The following is a 23,949-nucleotide window of genomic DNA, read 5'->3' on the forward strand; positions in this document are numbered from 1 at the left end:
ACCAGTAGAGTTCGAGAACCGATACCAAGAACGGCTGGGAAGTGTCTAGTTTATTGGTGGCGATTCACTTTACGGTAATCGCTTAGCTTAAAGAACTGAAAAATTTTGACCTTTCACCGAGATTAGTACCAGGGAGCCTCGGAGATTCAGCTAAAAAGCTTCCGACAATGCCTTCGCCGTCGTTGCAGATCCACAGCTCTGGCTTTACAAAGCGCTGTAAGTGGCTCCTGCGTACCATCCGGCCCTTTGAATACATGGCTAAAGTCGGTCGTCAGCTTGAGCCTGTTATCGATGGGTAAGCAGTTCAATATGGCTGCTGTTGTCATGGCAGACACCCGGTAGAACCTGTAGGACACAGAGGCAGGATTGATGATGTCGTTTGAGTTCATACTTTTGTTAAGAAAGCATTGCAGGGGGCTGCTTGCTGCACTTATCCTTGTTCTTACTCAAATTATATCAATACGTTACATAGCTATGTATTGAGCAAGGTTTTATACAAGGAACAGGATAAATGGAAACAGATGTGCTGGAGATTTTGCAGAACTTCCACTCTGATGGGCTTTTTGTTGCGCCCAACATACCCAGCAAGAAAGCTAAAAATGCAAGTGCATGTTATGGCATGTCATCATCGGTCGATATTTATGCCATAGTCGATTCTACGGTGTTTGGTTCTGCAAAAAATGGTCTGGCATTTACATCTGAAGGATTGTTTTGGAAAAATGACTGGACAACAACTTCTGCAAAAAACCACATGTCGTGGGAAGAGTTGATAAACACCAGTCAAGAGCATGCTGTTGACGGTTCAGATCTGTTGTTGGGGCAAGGCTGTGCTTTTGGTATGGCGGGTTCCGGTATGAAGCCCGCGGTTTTATTGAAACTATTGGAAAAACTGGCCCAAAAGATACAAGGCAATACAGGGGCGGCAGAAACTGCTGAAGTTTCGAATGTGGCACAAGCCTGCGTTACTGCTGAAAATCTTCCCCCTGAAGGCGTTACAACCGAGAGTGTTATTCCGGCAGCAGATGCAAATGGTGGCGTATCTATCACCAATACAACTCCGGCCAGTAATACAGCACCGGCGAGCGACAAAGCTGAAAGCGCTGCACCCGAAAGCCTTAAGCCTGACAAGCCGGAGCAGGAATCCAGTCCCAAGCCCGCTTTTGAAGGTAGCTATCAGCGGGAATACTTGGATATAGTTAACGCCGTGGCCAAGAGGCATCGTCTATCCCAACAAATCCAAATCGCGCCGGCTATCAAAGTCCACAAAGTCAGAAAAGTCATCGAAATATCAGAGGGTAAAATCGAACCTTACGATATCCTGATGATTGTGGATAACACCTTTATGCAAACAACCAAAGATTTTTTGGTTGTGACTCCTCATGCTATTTGGGCTAAAGGTACGCTGAGAAAGGTAGAGAGTTTTTCCTTAAGTGAAATTCGTAGTATTCGCTGTGATAAAAAAACTCTCTTTATTAATGACTATGACTTCCAGTACTTGGATCAGTTCTCTGAAAACGAAGTTTTGATACTGACGAATATGCTCGAAGAGCTAGTGGTCGCATTGCGTAAGTCCGACTCTGTATCGGCTGCTGACGAGCAGCTTCAATTACCTGCTGCTTTGGATACTTTGTTGTCCAACATATACGAAGTTGTATTGGATGATGTTGTTTCCGGCTTGAGGGATAAGGGATACCCTGAAAATAAGCAGTTGGTTACTTCGATGGTGGAATGTTGTTTTAGTATCTTTTTCATTGTTGACTCCCACTTAAAATATCGAAATCAGGATACAGCTGAATTGGTGGGGCAATATTTGCTTGCTCAAACTTTGTCTGGCTTATTTGCGTTAATGAGCATAGAACAGTTATGGAGCAATACAGAAGCGAAGTCCACCTATGTGATGATGCAATGCTCTGTGATCATTCGAACATGCCAGTACTTTGAAAGACAAGGAGCAGCGTTAAGGCCGAACCAAAACTGGTATTTGCAGCTTTTCCAAACCGTGATAGAAGCCAATACCCTGGAACAGGGGGCTGAACTCATTGACCAGGAGATGGGTAACCTCAGTGCCGATAGACAATTAGCCATTGATTGTGCGTTCAAGAGTGGTCAAGGTGTTAGGGAAATGTTTTGCGATGCTCTTTGATTATTTGGCTCCAGCTATCATAAATAGGTGTGATTAAAGCCTGGATGTGAAGCGGACAGGGCTGTTGAAATCGGCGTACAGCATTAGGTTTTTAGTGCTGTATGCTTTTTCAGGAGAGAAGGGGTATGGGAGGTCGTTCGAGACTAAACATACCTCATTACTGCTTTGGATAAACATATCGAGCTGGGAACTGAGCATGTTGTTTATCAGTCCAGGTGGTAGCCCATCAGAAAATTTGCCCGTCAAGCCGTGTTAAATGTGTGAGACAGGAATACTCAGTTGGTGCATAGCCAATAATCTGGGGCTGGGAGATGATAGCGTCAGGGCGCGGATAAAACGGAAACTGGGCCAGATTCGTGTGGCAGACCCAGAGTTCCAGGGTTAGGAGGTGGGTGAGCTAGTACAGCTTATCAAACCAAATATCGACCGCCCCCGCCTGTTGCAGTCCAGCCAAGAAATTGGTGTTGATAACAAGTTCTTTTTTATCCCACGCCAGTGGCGTGCCTTTTGCCGTGTGCTCATCCAGTGATGCCAGCTCAGGTAACAGTGCAAAATCAATGAAGGTATACTCAGTGCACACTTTATCCAGGTCATGCTCGGTATTAGGCGCGTTAAAATCCAATTCCCCCCACCAATGGGTGAGTTGCTCGAGCCATTTGTCATCGAGGTCTTCGATGATGTCGTCATAAATATACAGTGTTTTGATTTCACCAAAATGCATATAAACATCCGGTTGTGTGAACACCAATTTCGCTCGGTTTTCAGGTAGCACGGCCTCTACGGCGGCTTTTTCAAAAGGAATGAATGTCATACTGCATCCTTGTTAGGCAAACTGTTCGCAGGGTTTAAAGGTGGTGTTGATTGGGTTGGTGGCCATGATACGTTCGACGATGGAGCGATGGAACAGAATGCGTGCGGATTCTGCCATCATAAAAATGAGTCGCTGATTGAGCGGGGTTTGTGCGAGCAGAGCTTCATCCAGAACCAGTTTCTCCAATCCCGTCAGCCCACCCATTGAATCTATGTATGAGTACTCGGATTTTTCAACATCGGCGCATTTAAGTTCTTGCAGATAGTTGATAAACAGATAATCGCGGCGTCCGTTGGCATTAGTTATGTGCGCAGGCACCCAGTTGATACCATAGAGATATTGCAGACCCGCTTCCATCACTACGCGCTTGGACAGCGCGATCACTTTGGTGCGCACAAATTCAGGGGTTTGATATTCGTCTTCCGGTTTGTAGGTTTCATAGATACGAATGGGTTCAATCGGCGGGCGGGCGCACTCTTTATAATTGATATACCGCTTATCGTGATCACTCACCTCAGTCATCGCACAGGGACCACTGCTGGTAATTAAATAATATTCACTCATTTCCTATTTCCAATGTCTTGCTAACCAAGGCCTTGGTCATCAATTGTCTTTTGGCATTTAATTGTGTTGGTCAGGTGGATGTTTGTTCCAGTGTTTATATGTGGGTTTTTACTCTCGATTTACCATTGGCACACCTTCCCTAATAGCTGCGCGGCAGTTTTAGCAAAATCTGTGGCAACCCAATTGAAATCATCAATATGATCTCCCCATCGTTTGCATAAGTCACGAATCTTTTGTAAAAAATTCATGATCTTGTTCGTTATGGCTACATCTGCCCGGGTTCTTAAAAGACAGATGCTTCCATTGAGGAAACATCACCTTCTAAAGTTGACCTGCTTAGGTATTGAAGTGATGGAAAAGTTGAATTTCAGGCCGGATGAAAATCGCACTGGATTCGGCTGAGATAAGGGGTAGGCCTCTGGCTACAGGCTACAGGCTACAGGCTACAGGCTACAGGCAACGGGCAGTACCTCACTTATGTTGTCGTGCAATTCAGGTTTTACAAGTAAGCGCAGACTGACTCAGGTACCAAGGGGCCCTTTGAATAGACGACTAAAGTCCTTGTCAAGCTTGAGCTCGTCATCGATGGGATGTTTTAGCTATTCAAAAATGGCGGTTGTGGCTGCGAGAGCCAACGGGGCGCAGCTTATCTATCTATTTATTCTATTGGCGTGTCGGTGAGTCTGTTCAAACCTCTTGCATCCTATGATATCAGGCTAATTCTTTCCCCTTGGATTGTATCTTCGACCAAGTTAAGCCGAATTTTTGGAGATACTTTTGCAATCTTGTCGAGTCGTTGGTTTGAGCTTTCTTGGTTCTACTGACATCGAATAACTCTCTGCCGGCCGATGCCATGCTGCCGTGTTGCTTGCAGATATTTAAAACATAGTTGAGCTGATTGGCATCAAACTGATCCAACTGGGCAATTTCTTCATCTGCAAGATACTGCTTCAGCGTTTCTACCTGAGTATCGTGTGGAGAAGATTGCCAGAACTGCTCTAGTCGCGCGATTTCTTCTTTCACATCATCCACAGAGATCCTTGATGAGTCTGCCAATGTACACAATCTTGTGATGGCTGAACTTAGATCGCGGAAATTACCCGACCAAATAGCCCTGTTGGAAGTGGCAAAGTTTTCGAATGCAACCCTAGCCTCTTTATTGAATTGAATTCGCTGTCCGGTTTTTTGTTCGTAGAGTCTGACTTCGTAGTCAATATTGGCTGGAATGTCTTCTTTGCGATCTTTTAATGCGGGGAGTTCATAGGTCCACAAGTTGATCCTGGCCAGCAGATCTTCCCGAAAAAGGCCCTGATGGACTTGTGACTTCAGATTTCTATTTGTTCCGGCTATCAACTGAAAGTCGCTGGATACCGGTTGATCACTGCCCACAGGATGAAAAGTCTTGTTTTCAATTGCGTGCAGCAGCATGGCTTGTTCTTCCAGCCCGAGCTCACCTATTTCATCTAGAAATAACATGCCTTTATTTGCTGTCAGAAGGTATCCACGGCGTTCTTTTTGCGCCCCGGTAAAGGCTCCTTTGGTGTGACCAAACAATGCTGCCATGGCATTTTCGCCTCTCAGCGTTGCACAGTTTACCGATACCAGCTCTCCTTCCAACATTGAGCGCTTTTTCTTCAGCTGAAAAATACGGGTAGCAAGTTGACTCTTGCCGGCACCGGTTGGGCCTGTGAGCAACATAGGATCGCTGGAGCGGATCGCGACCTTTTCGATTTGCGTAATCAGCCGGTTAAATGCCGCATTTTTCGTCTCTATACCACTCTTAAGAAACTCTTTTCCTTCGAGGTGTTCCTTGTCGAAGCGTGTCGCCAGTTGGTCGTACTTGGAAAGGTCCAAATCAATGATCTGGGTTTTTCCTATAGCCTTATTTTTATTGCCTCTATCCGGTGAGGTTTGTATCAAGCGGCCGGGAAAGTGGCCGCTCTCTGTCAGCAGGAAAATACATATCTGCAGAACATGGGTACCTGTGGTGATATGGAATAGATAGTCGTTCCGGTCGGTATCGAATACCTGTTGGTGGCACCAATCATAGAGTTTTGAGTAAGCCTCTTCAAAATCCCAGGGATCATTGAAGTTCACATTGTGTAATTCGACTTCTGTTTCCGGTGAAATGCTGCCAATATCGGCCGCAACACTGCTGGCCAATCTTTTACTGTGGTTGTCATGAAGCATGTGCAGTTGGCTGACAATCAAATCTTCTTGGCTGCATAAGCTGACATTGGGGCGCCACTTGGCCCATCTATCACTTCCTTTCCCTGTGTAATCCAATTGAGTGCCAACCAAACTTACGACCACAGTGCGCTTCATTGATTGTGATATCCATATTGATATGTTTGTATCCATTTAATTACTTTTTTTGTTTTCGGTCAACCTGGTAGTAAATCAGGGTTTATGAGTTGCGAAAATTATTTATTTTTAATAATCATGGTGTTATGAATTTTGTTTTTAGTTGGTACCTAAGTTGGCACATTGATTGATATAGATAACTTGTCTGATTAAGTGGTTGTGATTCAAAGGTCACACCGGTGCGCTGAACACTGTGACTGCGTATGCCTAATCAAATGCACTATTAAGTAGCTCAGCTGGAAGAGCAGCGAAGTGGATTCGTCGGTCATGGGTTCGATTCCCATCTTAATAGGATTTAAGTAGCTCAGAGGGTAGAGCAGCGGCGTAATGTCGTAGTCGAAGGTTCGAATCCTTCCTTAAATACAGGTAGCTCAAATTGGTAGAGCATCGAAGTGTTAATTCGATTGTTGTGGGTTCAAATCCCGCCCTAAATTCAAATTGCAAGAATCAAGGTTAGCGAGTCGTTTTTGCCAATGACTGATAAACGCTAAAGATGGACCAATGGTAGCCAGCAGGATGCTCCCTGCCATTTAGAAATCAGGTGCCTTTCTCAGTTAAGCAATGAACTCTTGCTAACTCCACTTACTTCCGGGTAAGTGAAAGGATAAAAGGAAATTAACTATGTTTAAAAAACTCTCAATAAGAAAAACGGTTACAGTCGCTGAAAACCAAAGGGTATTGATGTTTAAAAATCAAATGCTGGCGGATGTACTTATGCCCGGGAAGCACAAAATTTGGGATATTAAAGATGATCTGGAATTCATTACCTTTGATATCAATACGCTCTACTTTGCTGAAAAAAATGCCGACAGACTTTACCGAAGCAGCGATGCTCTGCGTAAACACATCTCGCATTGGAAACTGTCGAGCAATGAAGTGGGATTGCTCTATGTGGACGATCTGCTGCAAGGCATTGTTGCACCGGGTGAGCACCTTTACCTGTGGAAAGACGCGGGGGAATTGAGGTTGGATACCCTCTCAATTGAGGAAAATCTGCAAGTTGATGAAAAGCTGCTCTTCTTGATCAATCGTGCGGGAGCCAATACCGCTACAAGATTGATCAGAAGCAACCGTACAGTGGCGATTAAGCCGATTGCGGATATCTCTGTCGCCAAAGACCATATCGGCTTGTTGTATGTAAATGGTCGATTCATACGCAGGTTAGAGCCGGGGCAGCACGCATTTTGGCAGTTCAATCACACGATTGAAGTGAAGCCCTTTGATTGCCGGACGCAGATGCTGGAGATTTCAGGCCAGGAAATCTTGAGTAAAGACAGGGTGAGCCTGCGGATTAATCTTAGCGCGAGCATTAGATTGCAGGATGCCGAACTTGCTGCCCGCAGCGTGGATAAGGTGGATGACTTTGTCTACAAAACATTGCAACTGGCGTTACGGGAAGCGGTTGGCACTAAGTCCCTGGACGATATTCTGTTGGATAAGTTGTATGTCAATGAAACAGTTAAGGAACTGGTTTCAGATCAGCTTACTGCTATAGGTATCTCACTGGTCAATGTGGGCGTGAAGGACATTATTCTGCCCGGAGAGATGAAGGCGATATTGAATCAGGTGGTGGAAGCACAAAAAGCGGCGGAAGCCAATGTGATCAAGCGCCGCGAAGAAACATCGGCCACCAGAAGTTTGCACAACACTGCCAAGGTGATGGAAAACAATCCTACCTTGATGCGGTTGAAGGAGCTTGAAGCACTCGAGAAAGTGTCGGACAAGATAGGCAACCTGACGGTTTACGGCGGCCTGGAAGGGCTTATGAATGGCATAGTGAAAATTGCCTGACGGGAAGGGCTGTGGCGAAGAGGATGCCGCAGCCCGCTGAGAAATGGATTGGAAGTAAAGGAATCAGTAATGTGTAGTAATTACAACGTTATAGAAAGCAAGGGACGGGCAACGATTAAAGCGTGGACCAAGGGAGTTCCTTTTGAAGACAAGGCTCTGGAGCAGTTGAACAACATTGCTGCTATGCCTTTGGTACATTCACACATAGCGGTTATGCCGGATGTCCATATGGGCAAGGGGGCAACCATTGGCAGCGTAATACCATCGGTGGATGCCGTTATTCCCGCTGCCGTTGGTGTCGATATTGGCTGCGGCATGGTAGCCGTCAAAACGACCTTATCCGCCAGTCAGCTTCCGGATAATTTGGCTGGAATAAGAAGTGCCTTTGAGGCCGCTATCCCCCATGGCCGAACCGGAAGAGCCAGAGGGGCAAGGGACAGAGGTGCCTGGCACAATGTTCCTGAGCTGGTGGCCGAGGAATGGAAAAAACTGGCAACCAGGTTCGAGCGAATTTGTGAAAAGCACCCGGCAATAAAGAAGAGTAATAACCTGAACCACTTAGGCACTATGGGTACAGGCAATCACTTTCTTGAGCTCTGTTTGGACGAAAATAATGCCGTGTGGATTATGTTGCATTCAGGCAGTCGCGGTGTGGGCAACCGGATAGGTACCTATTTTATCGAACTGGCCAGGAAAGAGATGCAGCGCCATCAGATTAACTTGCCCGATATGGATTTGGCTTATCTGGAAGAGGGGAGTGAGTATTTTGATGACTATGTCGAGGCCGTGGAGTGGGCGCAGGATTATGCGGCGAAAAACCGTGAAATCATGATGTTCAATGCGATTGCAGCCTTAAGAAAGCAGATCCCGACAGGGTTTTCGACAGCGGAATTGGCGGTGAATTGCCATCACAACTATATCTCCCGGGAGCGGCATTTCGGTAAAGACTGCTATGTCACCCGTAAAGGTGCCGTTCGAGCCGAAAAGGGCGAAATGGGGATTATTCCAGGCAGTATGGGGGCTCGTTCCTTTATTGTCAGGGGCTTGGGAAACCCCGAAAGTTTCAATAGCTGCAGTCACGGTGCCGGGCGGGTAATGTCCAGAACCCAGGCGAAAAAGGTATATAAGGTCAAAGATCAAATTGAAGCCACTCAAGGGGTGGAGTGCCGTAAAGATGCGGCAGTCATTGATGAGATACCTCATGCCTACAAGGATATAGATAAGGTCATGGAAGCGCAGAAAGATTTGGTTGAAGTGGTTTACACCTTGAAGCAAGTTGTGTGCGTTAAGGGGTAAATCATGCCGTATTTAGTGATAGATGGGGCGCAGGGAGAAGGCGGTGGTCAGGTGTTAAGGACAGCATTGACCCTGTCTATTTTGACTCAGCGGCCAATCGAAATAGTCAATATTCGAGCCAAGCGTAAGAAACCCGGATTGCTGCGCCAACACCTGACCTCGGTATTGGCGGCACAAGCGATATGTGAGGCGAGCACAGAAGGGGTGGAACTGGGCTCCAGCCGGATACGGTTTTCGCCCGGTGAGGTTTTGCCCGGCGATTATCGCTTCGCCATTGGCACAGCAGGAAGCACAGTGTTGGTGTGCCAAACCATTTTGCCGGTTTTGGCGCTGGCGAAGGCAGGCTCCAAGGTCGAGTTTGAAGGTGGCACGCACAATGGAATGTCGCCCTCGCTGTGTTTTCTGGAGCAGTCCTATTTGCCGCTGTTAAAGCTGATGGGCATCGACTGCAAAATTGTGAAGTCTTCGCTTGGGTTTTACCCGGTAGGTGGTGGCAAGTGGCAGATAGAGATAAAGCCGGCAAAAGTCTTGAGCCCAATTAGGCTCATGGAGCCTGGAAGTGAGTCTGCAAAAAAACCGGAAAACTGCGGGCTTCATGCACTTGTCAGCCAGTTACCTGTGTCTATTGGGCAAAGAGAAGTGGCTGCAGCAAAAACGGTTCTGGGGTGGAGCGCATCGTCAGGCATAATCACGGATGTGGACTCCATAGGGCCAGGTAATAGCTTTCAGTTAACAATCCAGGGTAAGACACATACCAACCTGTTTGAAGTGGTTGGTGAGCAGGGCCTCTCGGCAGAGCGCGTGGCCAAGCGATGTGCGGGGCGGGTAAATAAGTTTGTTAGCGCCGAAGCAGCAGTGGAAGAGCAACTGGCGGATCAGTTACTCATTCCCATGGCCTTGGCTGGAAAGGGCAGTTACACGACCAGTAAACCGAGCCTGCACACAAGCACCAATATTGAGGTCATCAAGCAGTTTATGGATATCAATATTAGGGCTGAACAGCAAAATGAGCTGTGTTGGCAAATTAGCATAAGCAGCTGAACTACCGTGGAGGCTAGCAGCCAGGCGGGCGAAAAATAAAAGGAGAATAGAGCATGTCAGGTGAACGTATCACCCATGATGGTGAAAGAGAGCGTTGCCCAGTACATGGGCATACCAGGCGCTTATCCCGCAAGGAAATCAGCGAGATCAAGCATGCTGTCGAGGTGGCCAATTCACAGGCCAAGCGCAGTGGCAAGAAGCCCAAGGAGCCGCAAATCGGCTTGTTCAGTTGTAAATGCAACTGCTTCTACGTCAAAGTTGATTAGTCGCTGTAGCTGAGTTTGTTAAACAGCCTGGCAGCGGGACCTTTTGCTCCCGGCAATACTCGCCATATTTCTCTCACAACAACTTGAACCCACTGCCAAAGCCCACTAGGTTAGTGTGGTGCAATGGAAGGCGGGATAGTCTAGCTCGCCGGTATGCGATAACAGATAGGGAGAGGCTGTTTATGTTCAATCGAGTGTTGAGTCGGGAGTGCTTGGGAGCCAGGCCCTTTGGCAATAAGGTGGTCGTCAGCGCCAAGAGGTTTTGGGCTTATCTGCCTATCCATGCGTCTATCTTGGTCTCTGTGAGTTTGCTGAGCGCCTGCAATTCGGATTCACAAGAAGTGGTGCTCAATCCTGTCGACACGGCCAAGATGCAACAGACGGTGGAACAACTGGCCAAGGAGATGCTGGTGCCCGGCGCCGTGGTGATTCTGCGAACGCCTAGGGGCGACTTTAAAACCGCCTATGGGGTAACCCGTTATGGCGGCAGTGAAGCGACCGACTTTGATCAGCATGTCAGGGTGGGCTCCAATACCAAGACCTGGGTCGGTACCGTGATTTTGCAGATGGCGCAGCAAGGGCGACTGCAAATGAGTGACACTGTCTCCATGTATCTCGACAATGTGCCAAACGGTGAGTCGATCACCATAGAACATTTGCTTACTATGCGCAGCGGTCTTTTCAATTACAGCACCACGCTCGAGTTGAATCAGACGCTTGATGAGCAGCCAACCAAGGTGTGGACTCAGACTGAGCTGCTGGCAATGAGTTTTGCCCATAAGCCAGGTTTTGCCCCCGGCAGCGCATTTGAATACTCCAATACCAATACCGTCTTGCTGGGACTGATCGCCGAGCAAATCGATGGCAAGCCGCTGGCGGCTGTGATGCAGCAGAGGTTGTTTGCCCCCTTGGGTCTTGAGCGGACTCTGTTTCCCGATATCCATTCGAATACTCTTCCCACGCCCTTGGCGCGGGGTTATATGTATGGCACCAATGTGTTGACTATGGATCCGCCTTATATGCTGCCCGAAAAGATGCAGCGAGAAGCCAGAGAGGGCATTCTGGCACCCATAGATCAAACCGAGGCCAATCCTTCCTGGGGCTGGGCGGCAGGCGCCGGGATCTCCAGTGCCAATGAGTTGGCAACCTGGGTAGAGGCTTTGGTCGCCGGAGAACTGCTGGATGCCGATTGGCAGCGAAGGCGTCTGGATAGTGTCAGGCCGATAGATCCCGATAATCCCAACACTGCCTATTATGGCCTGGGGATCGCCAAGTTTGGCAGCCTCTATGGTCATACTGGTGAGCTGCCCGGCTATAACTCCTTTATGGGGCATGATCCTGTCAACAAGGTGACTCTGGTGGTTTGGACCAACCTGGCACCGGCGGTGGATGGCAAAGATCCGGCTACCACCATAGCGGCGGCCCTAATTAACATGCTCTATATTCCATCCAGTTAGCATTAAACCCTGCGCCGGGGAAAGAGAGCCTCCCCGGCAAACCTCCTGATTGGCCTCTTCCAATTTGCGCCATAAAGCTATCGCCTGGCATGATTTTATGCCTTGCAGTTTTCAGTGTTCCCCTTGGGTAGCAGTGCTGTAAATCATTGGTAATGATTTGTTCTTAATACAAAATATCTCTATCATTGCCGCTCGACTGTTGGCTGGAAACGTTTAGAAGGGAATCCATGAAAGAACTTGTCAGGGAAAACAAACGGCCGGACTTCAGGCTGTTGCAAAGCTTTGTTGTTCGTACTTTGGTGGGCGCTATGTTCGCCTACTATCTGGTGTATCTCGCCAATGAGCCTTTTGAGCATCAGTTGGCCTATATCGCCGTGTGCGTGCTGTTGTCGCTGCTGATGGACTATTTAACAGCCAGAAGCAAAGGCGCGTTGGAGGTCAAACTGGTTGAAGGCAAGTTAGTCTTGCTTGGGGTCACCATAGAGATAGCCCAGATAGAACAGGTACTTTACTGCCAGAGCAAGCGCTTTGAACACCAACTGACGTTTCGTTTCAAGGATCGCACCTATCAGGACTTTGAGCTGTCCGAGCCGTCATTGATAGCCGACTTGCAACTCTACTATTTTTTGCTGGATAACCAATTGCCGGTGAAAATGCTGGACAATTCCGAGCGCCTCAACTGAAGCGCCGGCACCAGCCTTGGCTGCACCCTATATCAAGCCTATTACCCGTGTGAAGGGTATTATTCAGGTGAACGCCATTATCCGGATATCGCTTCAACCGGGTCGAAAACCGCTCGGCATCAAGCCTGATATTCATCATCAGTGACTTTTTCCATCCAGATGGCAGCCGGTGCTGTCTCCGATGCTTCGGCTACGGCCACATGGCTCATGGCCCTGTCTTGGCTGGCCCCGTGCCAGTGTTTTTCGTTGGCTGCAATCCATACGGTATCACCGGCTTCAATCATTTGTTTCGACTCACCGGCTTTTTGGATCCAACCCCTTCCCTCCGTGACATACAAGAGTTGCCCGGCGCCGTGGGCATGCCAGGCGGTGCGGGCACCGGGCTCGAAGGTGACCAGTGCGGCACCGATACGCGATGGGCTGCCGGGTTCAAAGTGATTATCGATTCTTACCCGACCGGAGAAGGTGGCTTCCGGGCCCTGAAGGGATTGGCTGGCGGCATTTTTGATGATTTTCATGATCTGTTCCTGTGTAGATGAGGACTTGCATTCGATCTTAGCCGCGCAGATTATGTAACTTAAATGATATGTCAGTATTGGATTTATATTTGAGATTCATATATGAGACGCGAAGAGCTGGGGGATTTATGGGTGTTTCAGGCGGTAGTTGAAGAGGGCAGCTTTACTCGCGCCGCGGCCAGGTTGGGGACATCACAATCCTCTGTCAGCCATACCATAAGGCGCCTGGAGCAGCGCCTCAATGTACAACTGTTGAATCGAACCACCCGCAGCGTGGCTGCCACTGAGGCTGGGCAGCAGTTGCTGCAGACCCTAAGGCCTGCCTTTGGTCAGATAGCCGAGCAGTTGGAGCGACTCAACAGTTTCAGGCAGGAGATCAGCGGCCGCATTCGGCTTACCGCCACCAAGTTTGCCGCCGAGTCGATATTGCTGCCGGTGGTTAATCGCTTACTGGCGCAGCATCCACAGCTGCAAATCGAGGTTTCTGTGGATCAACAACTGCTTGATTTGGCCGCTCAAGGTTTTGATGCCGGGGTACGATTGGGCGAACAGGTAGCCAAAGACATGGTTGCCGTGCGTATCAGCCCGGATCTGCGTATGCTGGTGGCGGGTTCGCCGGATTACTTTTCCCGCCATGCAAAGCCGACCATCCCCCAGGACTTGACCGGGCATAATTGCATTAATCTGCGTCTTCCCACTTCGGGCGGCTTGTATGTGTGGGAGTTTGCCAAAGAGGGCCGCGAGCTGAATGTGCGGGTAAGCGGCCAGCTTATCTGCAATGAACCAGATTTGGTGACCAAGGCAGCCATTGCCGGTGCCGGGCTCTGTTTTCAACCTGAGGATGCGTTGGCACCGGCGATAACGGCCGGTGAACTGCTCCCGGTGTTGGAAGATTGGTGCCCGCGGTTTGCCGGTTATCACCTCTATTTTCCGAGTGGGCGTCAGCACTCGGCCGCCTTTAGATTACTGATTGATGCGCTCAAGTATTCAGGCGCGTAATTGAACCGTTACTGTATTGACCTGCAGACCCGGGCGTTGTTGTATAAGGCGAATTCTGGCGACGCTTCATTGCTGATTGGCCGGGATTACTGTGTCGGCAATCATCTGCCTCAGCCATTTGTGGGCAGGGTCTTGATTGAAGTGCTTGTGCCACAACAACACGTACGCACCGGGCACCAGATCTATCGGCACTTCCAGCGTCGCCAACTCAACATGTTGCAGCGCCTGGGCCGCATATTTGGCCGGCGCGCAGAGGATTAACTCGCTGTGGCGACACAGCTCCAGCGCAGTGGGAAAGTCGGTGATATTGGCGCGGATCCGCCGGGTCTTGTGCTTCAGCGCCAACACATCGTCCAACAACCAATGTTCGATTCCGCCAAAGGCTACCTGCAGATGCTCGAAGCTGAGAAAACGCTCCAGGTTCCAGTCGCCCTCGAGCGCAGGATGATCCGGCGGCAGCAGGCAGATGGGTTTGTCGCGAGTCAGCTCCAGATACTCGAGTTCATCCGGCAGGCTGTTGATATGCATCAGCGAGCGCGGATCCCACTCGCGGCAGCCTATGGCAAAGTCCAGCTCGCAGCGCAGCAGCTGCTCCATGGTGCCCGGGTACCAGGTCTTGCAGTTGATATCCAGCCCGGGAGCCTGGCGTAGCAAGGAAGGCATAAAATGCGGCAGCGTGAGGGAGTAGGCGGTTTCCACCAAGTGCATACGAAACTGACGTTCACTGGCGGCGGGGTCAAACTCGTCCGGTAGCGTCAGCCGCTCGGCCAATCTGAGCCATTGCTGCAGCTCTGGCCCCAGAGCCAGCGCTCTGGGAGTGGGTTTGAGGCCGAAGGCGCTGCGTTCAAACAGCGGGTCATTGAACAACTCCCGCAGGCGATTAAGCTGCTTGCTGACGGCCGATTGACTCAGGTGCAACCGCCTGGCCGCGCCGGTAACGCTTTGTTCTTCCAGCAGGACTTCCAATACCGGAAGCAGGTTGAGATCGACTTTCATTATTATCCTGGCCGCAGGGTAGAAGCTTAAGGGAAGGTGCTAATAGTTCCTGGTGACGTTCTGGCTTGCACTATAAGACTTGTTTGCACCTTCCCAAGTCTAACAGCTTGATCTGCCTGTCCAAAGAACAAAAGGCTGCTATTCTGGCCAGGGAGAGAGTCATCAAAGGAGTGGAATTATGCTGAGTAAATGGGGCTGGCGGCTGTTGCAATTGAGCCGCAAACTCTGGATGCGCACTGTGCTGTTTGCGATTCTGGCCGTGGTTACCGCATTGCTGGCGATAGTGGTGCAGGGGGTTATTCCCCCTTCGCTGTCGGGCATGATAGGTGCAGATGCGGTGGACAAGCTGCTCAATATCCTCGCCTCCAGCATGTTGGCCGTGACCACCTTTTCCCTGAGTGTGATGATTTCCGCCTATGGCGCAGCCACCAGCAATATTTCCCCCAGAGCCACCAAGCTGTTGATGGAAGATTCCACTGCCCAGCAGGCGCTGGCTACCTTTGTCGGCTCCTTTGTTTTCAGCATAGTGGGCATTATCGCCCTCAGTACCGGTGTCTATGGCGAAGAGGGGCGGGTGGTACTATTTCTGGTGACTGTGGCCGTGGTGGTATTGATAGTGGCCACCATTCTGGTGTGGATCAATCATTTGTCCAAGCTAGGCCGGGTAGGGGAAACCACAGACAGGATTGAAAAGGCGGCCGGAGCGGCTATCCAGCGGCGCTGTGAGCATCCCTGGCTGGACGGGCGGCGCCTGGCATCCGATGAGGATATTCCCAAAGGGGCTTTAGCTCTCTATCCGGCCGACACAGGCTATGTGCAGCATGTGGATCTCGGCAGCATCAATCAATGGGCCGAAGATTACGGCGCCGAAGCCTATATCACGTCATTGCCAGGTGCCTTTGTCCATCAGGGACGGCCCCTGCTGTGGCTGAGTTTTCAGGCTGAGGATGGCGGTGTCGATGACGCTCAGTTGCAGCCACTGCACAAGGCTTTTACCGTGGCCAATGAACGTTCTTTCGATCAAGACCCTCGCTTTGGGTTGTCGGTATTGGCCGAAGTGGCATCGAGGGCCTTGTCGGCGGCGGTGAATGATCCTGGCACAGCGATAGATGTGATTGGTCGCGGAGTCAGATTAATAGCCAAATGGCAGGTGACTGATGAGCAGAATCTGCCGGCGCCTGAGACTATTCCCTATCCCAGAGTTTGGATGCTGCCGATACGTCTTGAAGAACTGTTCGATGACTTCTTTATGCCGATAGCCCGGGATGGTGCGGCGCTGGTGGAGATTCACATTCGGCTGCAAAAAGCCTTTCAAGCCTTGTCCAACCGGGCGGAGTTTAGCGAGGTGTGTCGCAAACACTCCGAGCTGGCGCTGGCCAGAGCCGAACAGGTACTGACGTTTGAACCAGATGTTACACTGCTTCGGAAGCTTGCCGCCGAGCTACAGCAAGAGCCAGGTAACGGATAGCTGGCGTAGAACTCAGCTTGCGGCTATGCTATTCGCGGACTTTTTTATCAGGGAAAGATAATGAAACCTTCAAATCTATTACTTGTTGCCTCATTGGCATTGGCAGCGCCGCTGCAGGCTGCCGAAGATCCTGCCGTAGCCGAAGCCATTGAGGCCGGGTTACAACATTACCGCAAGGGTGAATTGAGCCAGGCCAGTTCACAACTGGATTATGCCTCAACCCTTATCCGGCAGCAGCGGGCCGGAGAAGTCGTAGGGGTATTTCCCGAGCCATTGCCGGGTTGGCAAGCCGATGACCCTTCAAGCGATACAGGTGGCATGATGTTGGGCGGGGGCATAAATGCCAGCCGCCACTACTACAAAGAAGACAGTGCGCAACTGGAGATAGAGCTGGTGCTCGACTCCCCCCTATTGCAGTCTGTTATGGCCATGCTGACCAATCCATCTATGATAGCCATGAGCGGCGGCAAGCTGGTCAAGGTTCAGGGGCATAACGCCATGCTGAATACTGAATCCGGTGAGGCAGAGCTGACTGTGATAGTCAATGGCAATGCCATGTTCACTCTCTCGGGGGAAGGGGTTAAAGCCAGTGAATTGCAGGAGTTTGCCAACGCCCTGCATCTGGATAGGCTTTAAGATCCGGCTCGGAATCGAGCTAATCAGGATTTGATCATGGGCCCCTGCGGTTTAAGCTGCAAGGGCCTCTGTATTTGGGGTTATCAGCGCAGTAACTGCTGATAGAGCCAGGACTTGAGTTCGGCGCGGCGCAGTTTCAACTGGTTGAAACGTTCTTCTGCCGTGGGGACACAGTTTTCTTCCAATCCACGGATCTCATGGTCGAGGTCGTGATACTCGGCTGCCAGCTCGCGAAAGTGAGGATCGTTTTCCTTGAGTTGATGGATTTTCTGTTTGTGCTCCGGAAACTCCAGGATCAGCGCATGGTTTTCGCCCAACATAAGCTCTCTCCTTCAAATAGTGCCTGGCCGAAACAGGCTCAAGCCTTGATTCCTACTCTACCCAGCGGCGCTTTGTCTGTCATCCGCAGAAAGTCGACAAATAACCATAATCCTGTTTAGTGGCAAGTGACCGCAATTTGCAACAACGCCAGCGGCGGCTCCAAAGGGAGGGGAATTGCTGCAATTCTGCAAGCATATCGTTGTTTGACATTGCTTCTATGTCCACAGAAATACGCCCATTTTCCGGGCACAGGCGGAACTGTGACCGTCGAAAACAAGGATGTTTTCGACCGCATTTGTTCCAGACAAATGTCGGCATACACTCCATCCATGGAGATAAGAGATGTACTCGCAGCGAGTCACAGAATCGCCTGTGCATAAGCCTGCGGCAGGCAATGGGAGGCCGTCCGTCGCTGGAAGCCCTGCCAATACTAATTAGTAACTTTTAGTTAGAAGCCATGATAGCCGCTGTGCCAGCGGCCTAAAGTCGTGGTGTTCCACACCACACCGGACAAGGGGCTTTGCTTGTCCAAAGCCCCTTGCATCCCCAAGGACACCCCGACGTAGCCGAAATCCCCGCTGGCTTATGAAGCAAATTGGCTACACTCAGGACTCGCATCCCTGCTCGACCTTCGAGCCTCGACATCCCTGTCTCGACTACGCCAATTTGCAACAACGCCAGCGGCGGCTCCGAAGGGGATTGGTGCAATTCTGCAATCATAGCTTTGCTAGAAATTGCTTATATACCTGCAGACATACGCCTCATTTTCAGGCACAGGCGGAACTGTGACCGTCGAAAACAAGGATGTTTTCGTCGAGGCTACAGGGACGTATTAACGCCGTGTCACAGGATCGCCTGTGCAAGAGCTCACCGCAGGTGATAGGCCATGGCTGGAAACCAAGCCGATATTGATAGGTGATTTCATCCATAAGGCCAAGACAGGCAAGTTGTCACCGGGTTCCCGGACTCACTTGGCGAAAAGGCGGCTATTGGGTCTTGCGAAGGAGGAATGGAGATGTTTCTTTGGGCCCTGATTCGGGCCCAAAGCGCGCAGCCTTAGCCTTTGATGCTGAAGCTGCCTTGCATCACGGCCCAGTGGCCGGGGAAGGAGCAGAAGAAGTTGTAGCTGTCTTCCGGTGTCATGCCTTCGGTGCTGAAGCTGATGCTGACAGATTCGCCGCCACCAACCAGAGGAGTGTGGGCAATCACCCGCTCGTCACCGGCTTTGACATAGGCGGCATCGGCGCCGGCTGCCATACCATCAGTAGCAATGCCCTGCATGTCGGCGCTCTTGCTCAGAACCCAGTTATGGCCCATGGCTGTCACTGGCAGGGTGCCGGAATGAGTCAATGTCAGTTCTACCGTCTTGCAACTGGCGGGAACGCTTAATTCCTTGGTATCAAATTGCATCGCATCGTTGGCTGTGATGGTCAGGCTGCATTCGTCGGCGCTGGCAGTGCTGCTGATAACGGCGCCGGCTCCCAACAGGGCAATACCCGCGAGTCTCTTGGTTAACTTATTCATTTTCAATTCCTTTTCTGGTTTTAGGGTCGATATTTCTCTCGACAGCACGAGAGCCCCGCAGGCTCCCGCCTGGGTCAATCATAACGGCATTTACCTTAAATGAGAATTAATCTCAGAATTTTAACTGTCAGCTGAGGTTGGAGCTGCTGACAGTCTCTTGGGCTGTGATAGACTGACAGCCGAATCAATACTTGCCACGGAGGCACTCATGAAAGGTCCTGGTTTTTTGTCATCTCTTGTTCTGGGCGGCATATTGCTCAGCAGCCCTTTGGCGTTGGCCGATGACAGCGCTCGCCGGGCTCAGGTGGAGCAGTTACTGCTGGAAATGCAGATGGACTCCATGATGGACACGGCTTATACCCAGATGGAAATGATGATTTTGGGCATGCAACAACAGTTCAATATCAAGGAGAGTGAAAAGCCTTTATTTGAAGAGTTTGCCCGCAAGAGTACGCAGATCTTCAAGCAGGAGCTGGGCTGGGACAAGCTGAAGCAACCGTTGACCGATATTTATGTCAAGCATTACAGCGACAAGGAAATTGCCGATATGCTGGCGTTTTATGCCAGTGATACTGGGCGCTCCATGGTCGCCAAGATGCCAGCCGTGATGCAGGAGTCCATGATGGTGACTCAATCACTGAGCCAGGGGCTGCTGCCTAAGATGGAGCAGCTGCAGCAGGAGTTTGCCACCAAGCTTCAGGCCCACAGAGAGGCCAATCCAGGCGAATAATTTGACTGGCAGCCAGCATAAAAAACGGGAGTCTATGACTCCCGTTTTTGTGGCGGTAACGGCGTGATTACAGCTCGCGGCGGTAGGGAATTCCGCGCTGGGCGCCATGACGGGTCACGGCTATGGAAGCGGCCTTATTGGCAAAATCCACCGCTTGTTCCATGTCCAGCCCTTCACTTAAAGCCACCATCAGGGCACCGTTGAAGGTGTCTCCTGCGGCCACAGTATCAAGTACCTTGACCGGGTAGCTAGGCACCAGGCCCTCAAACTCGGGATGACGCACATAGGCGCCGCGGCTGCCGAGGGTGATCACCGCGGCGCCAACCCCTTTGGCTTGCAGAGCGGCTGCGGCTTTGGCTGCGCCGGCTTCATCTTCCACCTTGATACCGGTAAGGGCTTCTGCCTCAGTTTCGTTGGGAGTGATGATATCCACCAAGGCCAGCACATCGTCAGCCAGCGTGCTGGCGGGGGCCGGGTTGAGAATTGTCACTGTGTCTTGTTGCTTGGCCAGTTGCAGCGCGGCTTTGACCGATTCCAACGGCGTTTCCAGCTGTGCCAGCAGGTAACTGGCGCCTTCGAACAGCTCTTGATGACAGTGAACATCGGCTGGCTCCAGGCTGGCGTTGGCGCCGGCGGCCACCCCAATACAGTTTTCACCGCCATCGCCGATGAAAATCATTGCGCTGCCGGTTGCCATTTCCGGCACTTTCTTCAAGCCCTGAGGATGAATGCCATCGTCCAACCAACTCTTGATCATGGTATCGGCGATGGCGTCGTCCCCAAGATGGCAGATAAAGTCCACTCGGGTGCCAGGCTGCACCAGTCTGGCTACAGCAACTGCCTGATTGGCGCCTTTGCCACCGTGTTCCAAACGGTAGCTGCGGCTCATCAATGTTTGCCCTGGCTCGGGCAAGTGACTGAATTCCATCACATGATCGGCATTGGCACTGCCGATTATCACTAGTCTACTCATGTATTAATCCTGATAGGCGTAGAGGCTTTCAACCAGCAGATCCACAAAGCCTTCACGATCCAGATGCATCAGCACCTTGGCGTTGGCGGGCTTGCCGGTTAAGTGATAGCGGTCGACAACCGTCATCCCTACAGTCAGCTCGCTCTGGGTTTCGATGGCAACATGGCAGTCCAAGCCGATGAACAACTCAGGCTTGAGCAGCCAGGCTATGGTGCAGGGGTCATGCAGCGGCGCGCCATCAAAGCCCCACTTGGGATCCTTGTGGTAGATAACAAAGAATTCCAGCAGATCGGCAACACACTTGGCAACCTTGTTGGGAATCGCGCGGAAACGGGCTACATCCTCTTCCATGATCTGCGCCTCATGGGTCACGTCCAGACCGGCCATGACGATGGGGATCCCTGACTTGAACACCATGTCGGCCGCTTCAGGATCAACAAAAATGTTGAATTCGGCGGCAGGGGTCCAGTTACCGACACCGGCGGCGCCACCCATCAGCACTATCTGCTCAATACGGGACTTGAGTTCGGGATAGGCGCTCAGGAAAATAGCGATATTGGTCAAGGGGCCCGTGGGCACCAGAGTCACCGGCTGGCTGCTTTGGCGGATTTTCTCTGCCATCAGTTCCCAGGCCATCATCGGCTGAGGTTCAAAGGCTGGATCCGGCAGTTCTGGGCCATCGAGCCCGGATTCACCGTGAACACTGTCGGCAATGACCAGCTCCCTTGCCAATGGCTTGGGGGCGCCGCTGGCCACAGGAATATCGGTTCTGCCCAGCAGAGTAAGCACTCGCATGGCGTTGTTGAGTGTTTTTTCCTGGGTTTGGTTACCGGCGCTGGTGGTCACGGCCAGCAGATCCAGCTCGGGGTTGGCCAGGGCCAGGATCAAGGCGATGGCATCATCATGGCCGGGATCGCAGTCGAGAATGATAGGGCGTTTCATGCTGTTACTCCTTTAGCAATTTGCCCGAGCATAGCATGACTCTTTGGCGCGCGCAGAACCGGATGGCAAACTGTGAAGTGTTCCTCAACTGATTGCTGAAATCTGCTACAATCCGCGGCCTTAAAGGATTGAATCAAAGGGGACCCGGTGGGAAAGATACGGGCAATCTGGGAAGATCTGATAATTATCGGCCTTTTTGCGCTTGCCGGCGGGCTGTTCTCGGCTCTAGGGCTCTATTTTGTCAAAGAGAGTGTCCAATCCTGGTATGAAGTGAATATCCTGCTCGAGCGAGGCGTCGAGACCCAAGGCTATATTGCCCGGCGTGAGCAACACTATGTGTCCCCTGGGCGCTGGGGTTTTGGCCGTTATGAGTGGGATTGTCTGCTGTATTATCAGTTGCCGAACGGCAGTGAGTATCAGATCTGGGATCCCCCAGGCCTGCTTTGCGATTCGAGAAGCGTCGGTGAAGCCGTGATCCTTTGGCATTTGCCTGAGGAACCAGGCATAGCGCGCACCGATATCCAGTACTATCGAGAACAGCAAAATACCTGGCTCGAGCTGTGGGGGATTCTAATCGCGCTATTGCCGCTGGCCATTGGCGGAAAGTTTGTGGGTAAAACGGTCCAGTGTTTGCGCTTTCTTCGGGCTCGGGAGCGGTTGTCGCCAATAGTTGAGCAGTTACTGGAGGCCGATAACCCCGCCGAGTTACTGGCATTGCTTGAAGCCAACCGGGCCAGCCCGGCCAGTAGCTATTTGGGACGGCAGGCCCTTGGCTATATCGCCGCCAGACCTGAATGGCAGGTGCGTTTTCTTGCCTGGTTTGTGCCTGTGTGCCTCAAGTGGGAGCCGCCAAGTAAAGGCGAGGGCGTCTCTGGCCTCGAACTTTCACTGCAATTGGCGCTCGGCCGCCGCTACCCTGAGTTTACCCTGGCACTGCTCGATGGCATTCGCAGCCTGTTTTTAGAGCATGAACTGGCGAAGATGGTCTTCTCCCAGCACCTGGCCGAGCTGCAACGCAAACCCTGGAGTGCTGAAATTCAAAAGCAATTCAACGCCTTGTTGCTGGAGCGGCAAATGCCTTTGAGCAACAAAGGATTTGCCCACACCGAATTGAGCCGCTTGGTTTGCCTGGAATGGCTTTTTAACAACCTGGAATCGCTGCCCGATGTTTGGTTCAGCGCTGCTGCAGCCTTGCTCAAGGCGCTCGCAGCGCAGCGGCCACTGAATCCTTTGAGCCGTAAACAGCGTAAAAAACAAGCGCTGCATTGGCGCTATATTCTTGGCAGCCTGGCATCCAAGTTTAACTCAGGGGCAATAGGTCGAAAGCGTCAGACACAGCTGGCACAGATTGAAACCGATATCCAGGTGCTGGCCGCCAGCCGTGGTTTTACGCTGAGCAGATAAGATGAAAAAGCGCCGGCTGGCTGTTCATGGCTATTTATGGCTATGAATATGGTGATATTTGTAAACCAATGACGACTGACAGGGTGAGATATCTCTGATTTTGTGGCGGATGGAAGGTAAATCTCTTTTCTGTCACTTTGCAGTTCATTCAGGTATGTTAAAATTGTTTGCTGTTTCAGGGAGTAAGAAACTCTGATGAAACTTTGGTCGCCTTAAGCCATTCAATAATTGGTGCGGCGTTATCGGATCTTGGATCTGTTATTGGGAGAAAACATGGAACATTTCATCGGAGCCATCAAAAAATACGCCGACTTTACCGGTCGGGCCCGTCGGACAGAATACTGGATGTTCACTCTGTTCTATATCATTTTCAGCCTGGTTGTCAGTGCTATTGACTATGCGCTGGGTACCACAGTGCTGGGGCTGATTTATTCTTTGGGCCTGTTGTTGCCCTCTATTGCGGTTGCCGCGCGTCGTCTGCACGACACTGACCGCAGTGGTTGGTGGCAGTTGTTGGCATTTATCCCTATCATAGGTTGGATAGTGTTGCTGGTCTTCTACTGCCAGGACAGCGAAGTGGGTGACAACCGCTTTGGCAGTAACCCCAAAGAGCTGGGTTAAGATAATGGAAAGGGAGCCTCGGCTCCCTTTTTGTTTTTAGGGTAAATCTGCGGCGGTCAGTCGTCGTCAAAATTAGACATTCATCCATATAGACGTCTATAATGCCCGCTCTCGGCTAGGCCGGGAATGACAGCACAGTATTTCAGTCAACCTCTCGTGGTGCCCCGGAATGAAAGACCGGGGATAATCGGGAAGCCGGTGAGAATCCGGCACTGCCCCCGCAACGGTAAATGGTGAGAGACAGGCGCGCCCAAGTGGCGTCATAAAAGCCGGGTCTTGCGCGGTCAACCGCATAGCCAAAGTCCGGAGACCGGCCCTGGAGGTATTTCGATGATTTCGGTGGGCAGATCTCGAAATGCGGCAGCCAAGGGGCTCTCCCTGCCGTGGCACTCTTGCCCCGT

General features: G+C 51.1%; 22 protein-coding genes, 2 tRNA genes and 1 riboswitch. Of the genes, 15 read left to right on the plus strand and 9 right to left on the minus strand.

Annotation, left to right across the window (positions count from 1 at the left end; genetic code table 11):
• Nucleotides 1-511: 511 nt before the first annotated feature.
• Nucleotides 512-2,143, plus strand: a complete 1,632-nt coding sequence (locus ACF8D4_RS02815) for a hypothetical protein (protein WP_392464643.1) — start codon at nucleotides 512-514, stop codon at nucleotides 2,141-2,143.
• A gap of 397 nt (nucleotides 2,144-2,540) precedes the next feature.
• On the opposite strand, the gene ACF8D4_RS02820 is transcribed toward ACF8D4_RS02815, so the two are convergent.
• The 3 genes from ACF8D4_RS02820 to rtcR all read right to left on the minus strand — a co-directional run bounded on the left by ACF8D4_RS02820 (nucleotide 2,541) and on the right by rtcR (nucleotide 5,843).
• Complete coding sequence (locus tag ACF8D4_RS02820) at nucleotides 2,541-2,954, minus strand: hypothetical protein (RefSeq protein ID WP_096140938.1); 414 nt, start codon at nucleotides 2,952-2,954, stop codon at nucleotides 2,541-2,543.
• Nucleotides 2,955-2,966: 12 nt separating this feature from the next.
• Nucleotides 2,967-3,518, minus strand: a complete 552-nt coding sequence (locus tag ACF8D4_RS02825; protein WP_144215811.1) for a hypothetical protein — start codon at nucleotides 3,516-3,518, stop codon at nucleotides 2,967-2,969.
• 711 nt (nucleotides 3,519-4,229) lie between these two features.
• Nucleotides 4,230-5,843: an RNA repair transcriptional activator RtcR gene (gene rtcR, locus ACF8D4_RS02830; RefSeq protein ID WP_129978746.1), complete on the minus strand. Its 1,614-nt coding sequence runs from the start codon at nucleotides 5,841-5,843 to the stop codon at nucleotides 4,230-4,232.
• A 260-nt stretch (nucleotides 5,844-6,103) separates the two neighbouring features.
• Here rtcR and ACF8D4_RS02835 point away from each other — a divergent pair.
• From ACF8D4_RS02835 to ACF8D4_RS02870, 8 genes are all read left to right on the plus strand, one after another.
• Nucleotides 6,104-6,174 (plus strand) — tRNA-Pro (locus tag ACF8D4_RS02835).
• 1 nt (nucleotide 6,175) lies between these two features.
• A tRNA-Leu gene (locus ACF8D4_RS02840) sits at nucleotides 6,176-6,245 on the plus strand.
• Nucleotides 6,246-6,503: 258 nt separating this feature from the next.
• Nucleotides 6,504-7,673, plus strand: a complete 1,170-nt coding sequence (locus ACF8D4_RS02845; RefSeq protein ID WP_025009018.1) for a slipin family protein — start codon at nucleotides 6,504-6,506, stop codon at nucleotides 7,671-7,673.
• Between the two features lie 69 nt (nucleotides 7,674-7,742).
• A complete protein-coding gene (locus tag ACF8D4_RS02850) occupies nucleotides 7,743-8,969 on the plus strand; it encodes an RtcB family protein (protein ID WP_025009019.1) in 1,227 nt (408 codons plus the stop codon).
• A 3-nt stretch (nucleotides 8,970-8,972) separates the two neighbouring features.
• Nucleotides 8,973-10,010, plus strand: a complete 1,038-nt coding sequence (gene rtcA, locus ACF8D4_RS02855) for an RNA 3'-terminal phosphate cyclase (protein ID WP_208156624.1) — start codon at nucleotides 8,973-8,975, stop codon at nucleotides 10,008-10,010.
• Nucleotides 10,011-10,063: 53 nt separating this feature from the next.
• Nucleotides 10,064-10,276, plus strand: coding sequence for a hypothetical protein (locus ACF8D4_RS02860; RefSeq protein WP_101059382.1), 213 nt, complete (start codon nucleotides 10,064-10,066; stop codon nucleotides 10,274-10,276).
• Between the two features lie 182 nt (nucleotides 10,277-10,458).
• Nucleotides 10,459-11,733, plus strand: coding sequence for a serine hydrolase (locus ACF8D4_RS02865; protein ID WP_208161384.1), 1,275 nt, complete (start codon nucleotides 10,459-10,461; stop codon nucleotides 11,731-11,733).
• 227 nt (nucleotides 11,734-11,960) lie between these two features.
• Nucleotides 11,961-12,416 carry a hypothetical protein gene (locus tag ACF8D4_RS02870; RefSeq protein WP_392466356.1) on the plus strand — a complete coding sequence of 152 codons (456 nt, stop codon included), beginning with the start codon at nucleotides 11,961-11,963 and terminating at the stop codon, nucleotides 12,414-12,416.
• Between the two features lie 119 nt (nucleotides 12,417-12,535).
• On the opposite strand, the gene ACF8D4_RS02875 is transcribed toward ACF8D4_RS02870, so the two are convergent.
• On the minus strand, nucleotides 12,536-12,934 hold the full coding sequence (locus ACF8D4_RS02875; RefSeq protein ID WP_345884881.1) for a cupin domain-containing protein: 399 nt from the start codon (nucleotides 12,932-12,934) through the stop codon (nucleotides 12,536-12,538).
• Between the two features lie 102 nt (nucleotides 12,935-13,036).
• Between ACF8D4_RS02875 and ACF8D4_RS02880 the strand changes: the two genes are divergently transcribed.
• A complete protein-coding gene (locus tag ACF8D4_RS02880) occupies nucleotides 13,037-13,933 on the plus strand; it encodes a LysR family transcriptional regulator (RefSeq protein ID WP_392466353.1) in 897 nt (298 codons plus the stop codon).
• A gap of 66 nt (nucleotides 13,934-13,999) precedes the next feature.
• Here ACF8D4_RS02880 and ACF8D4_RS02885 read toward each other — a convergent pair whose 3' ends face one another.
• Nucleotides 14,000-14,935 carry a LysR family transcriptional regulator gene (locus ACF8D4_RS02885; protein ID WP_167717125.1) on the minus strand — a complete coding sequence of 312 codons (936 nt, stop codon included), beginning with the start codon at nucleotides 14,933-14,935 and terminating at the stop codon, nucleotides 14,000-14,002.
• Between the two features lie 172 nt (nucleotides 14,936-15,107).
• Between ACF8D4_RS02885 and ACF8D4_RS02890 the strand changes: the two genes are divergently transcribed.
• Both ACF8D4_RS02890 and ACF8D4_RS02895 read left to right on the plus strand, forming a co-directional pair.
• Entirely contained in the window at nucleotides 15,108-16,397 is a 1,290-nt protein-coding gene (locus ACF8D4_RS02890; RefSeq protein ID WP_392466350.1) for a DUF2254 domain-containing protein, read from the plus strand.
• Nucleotides 16,398-16,457: 60 nt separating this feature from the next.
• Nucleotides 16,458-17,033 (plus strand): hypothetical protein, encoded by a 576-nt coding sequence (locus ACF8D4_RS02895; protein WP_045282972.1) that lies wholly within the window; start codon nucleotides 16,458-16,460, stop codon nucleotides 17,031-17,033.
• Between the two features lie 83 nt (nucleotides 17,034-17,116).
• On the opposite strand, the gene ACF8D4_RS02900 is transcribed toward ACF8D4_RS02895, so the two are convergent.
• On the minus strand, nucleotides 17,117-17,353 hold the full coding sequence (locus tag ACF8D4_RS02900; RefSeq protein ID WP_025009029.1) for a YdcH family protein: 237 nt from the start codon (nucleotides 17,351-17,353) through the stop codon (nucleotides 17,117-17,119).
• Between the two features lie 1,057 nt (nucleotides 17,354-18,410).
• A complete protein-coding gene (gene azu, locus ACF8D4_RS02905; RefSeq protein ID WP_392466346.1) occupies nucleotides 18,411-18,878 on the minus strand; it encodes an azurin in 468 nt (155 codons plus the stop codon).
• Nucleotides 18,879-19,086: 208 nt separating this feature from the next.
• Between azu and ACF8D4_RS02910 the strand changes: the two genes are divergently transcribed.
• On the plus strand, nucleotides 19,087-19,608 hold the full coding sequence (locus ACF8D4_RS02910; RefSeq protein WP_051472831.1) for a DUF2059 domain-containing protein: 522 nt from the start codon (nucleotides 19,087-19,089) through the stop codon (nucleotides 19,606-19,608).
• Between the two features lie 67 nt (nucleotides 19,609-19,675).
• Here the strand turns inward: ACF8D4_RS02910 and rbsK are convergent, their stop codons facing one another.
• A complete protein-coding gene (gene rbsK, locus ACF8D4_RS02915) occupies nucleotides 19,676-20,581 on the minus strand; it encodes a ribokinase (RefSeq protein WP_392466343.1) in 906 nt (301 codons plus the stop codon).
• Between the two features lie 3 nt (nucleotides 20,582-20,584).
• Nucleotides 20,585-21,523, minus strand: coding sequence for a pyrimidine-specific ribonucleoside hydrolase RihA (rihA, locus tag ACF8D4_RS02920; protein ID WP_392466340.1), 939 nt, complete (start codon nucleotides 21,521-21,523; stop codon nucleotides 20,585-20,587).
• Nucleotides 21,524-21,670: 147 nt separating this feature from the next.
• Here rihA and ACF8D4_RS02925 point away from each other — a divergent pair, with 147 nt between their 5' ends.
• Both ACF8D4_RS02925 and ACF8D4_RS02930 read left to right on the plus strand, forming a co-directional pair.
• Nucleotides 21,671-22,927 (plus strand): DUF3592 domain-containing protein, encoded by a 1,257-nt coding sequence (locus ACF8D4_RS02925; protein ID WP_208134841.1) that lies wholly within the window; start codon nucleotides 21,671-21,673, stop codon nucleotides 22,925-22,927.
• A gap of 273 nt (nucleotides 22,928-23,200) precedes the next feature.
• Entirely contained in the window at nucleotides 23,201-23,548 is a 348-nt protein-coding gene (locus tag ACF8D4_RS02930; protein ID WP_025009034.1) for a DUF805 domain-containing protein, read from the plus strand.
• Between the two features lie 140 nt (nucleotides 23,549-23,688).
• A riboswitch (cobalamin riboswitch) is annotated at nucleotides 23,689-23,882 on the plus strand.
• Nucleotides 23,883-23,949: the final 67 nt, after the last annotated feature.

This window comes from Shewanella sp. YQ_9 (genome assembly GCF_043103185.1).
GTDB lineage: Bacteria > Pseudomonadota > Gammaproteobacteria > Enterobacterales > Shewanellaceae > Shewanella > Shewanella algae.

Coding starts and splice junctions, on each gene's coding strand:
- ACF8D4_RS02845 (WP_025009018.1), top strand. CDS start 6,504: ATGTTTAAAAAACTCTCAATAAGAAAAACGGTTACAGTCGCTGAAAAC.
- rihA (WP_392466340.1), bottom strand. CDS start 21,523: ATGAAACGCCCTATCATTCTCGACTGCGATCCCGGCCATGATGATGCC.
- ACF8D4_RS02890 (WP_392466350.1), top strand. CDS start 15,108: ATGCTGAGTAAATGGGGCTGGCGGCTGTTGCAATTGAGCCGCAAACTC.
- ACF8D4_RS02815 (WP_392464643.1), top strand. CDS start 512: ATGGAAACAGATGTGCTGGAGATTTTGCAGAACTTCCACTCTGATGGG.
- ACF8D4_RS02850 (WP_025009019.1), top strand. CDS start 7,743: ATGTGTAGTAATTACAACGTTATAGAAAGCAAGGGACGGGCAACGATT.
- ACF8D4_RS02860 (WP_101059382.1), top strand. CDS start 10,064: ATGTCAGGTGAACGTATCACCCATGATGGTGAAAGAGAGCGTTGCCCA.
- rtcA (WP_208156624.1), top strand. CDS start 8,973: ATGCCGTATTTAGTGATAGATGGGGCGCAGGGAGAAGGCGGTGGTCAG.
- ACF8D4_RS02930 (WP_025009034.1), top strand. CDS start 23,201: ATGGAACATTTCATCGGAGCCATCAAAAAATACGCCGACTTTACCGGT.
- ACF8D4_RS02880 (WP_392466353.1), top strand. CDS start 13,037: ATGAGACGCGAAGAGCTGGGGGATTTATGGGTGTTTCAGGCGGTAGTT.
- azu (WP_392466346.1), bottom strand. CDS start 18,878: ATGAATAAGTTAACCAAGAGACTCGCGGGTATTGCCCTGTTGGGAGCC.
- ACF8D4_RS02825 (WP_144215811.1), bottom strand. CDS start 3,518: ATGAGTGAATATTATTTAATTACCAGCAGTGGTCCCTGTGCGATGACT.
- ACF8D4_RS02870 (WP_392466356.1), top strand. CDS start 11,961: ATGAAAGAACTTGTCAGGGAAAACAAACGGCCGGACTTCAGGCTGTTG.
- ACF8D4_RS02900 (WP_025009029.1), bottom strand. CDS start 17,353: ATGTTGGGCGAAAACCATGCGCTGATCCTGGAGTTTCCGGAGCACAAA.
- ACF8D4_RS02895 (WP_045282972.1), top strand. CDS start 16,458: ATGAAACCTTCAAATCTATTACTTGTTGCCTCATTGGCATTGGCAGCG.
- rbsK (WP_392466343.1), bottom strand. CDS start 20,581: ATGAGTAGACTAGTGATAATCGGCAGTGCCAATGCCGATCATGTGATG.
- rtcR (WP_129978746.1), bottom strand. CDS start 5,843: ATGAAGCGCACTGTGGTCGTAAGTTTGGTTGGCACTCAATTGGATTAC.
- ACF8D4_RS02820 (WP_096140938.1), bottom strand. CDS start 2,954: ATGACATTCATTCCTTTTGAAAAAGCCGCCGTAGAGGCCGTGCTACCT.
- ACF8D4_RS02875 (WP_345884881.1), bottom strand. CDS start 12,934: ATGAAAATCATCAAAAATGCCGCCAGCCAATCCCTTCAGGGCCCGGAA.
- ACF8D4_RS02910 (WP_051472831.1), top strand. CDS start 19,087: ATGAAAGGTCCTGGTTTTTTGTCATCTCTTGTTCTGGGCGGCATATTG.
- ACF8D4_RS02865 (WP_208161384.1), top strand. CDS start 10,459: ATGTTCAATCGAGTGTTGAGTCGGGAGTGCTTGGGAGCCAGGCCCTTT.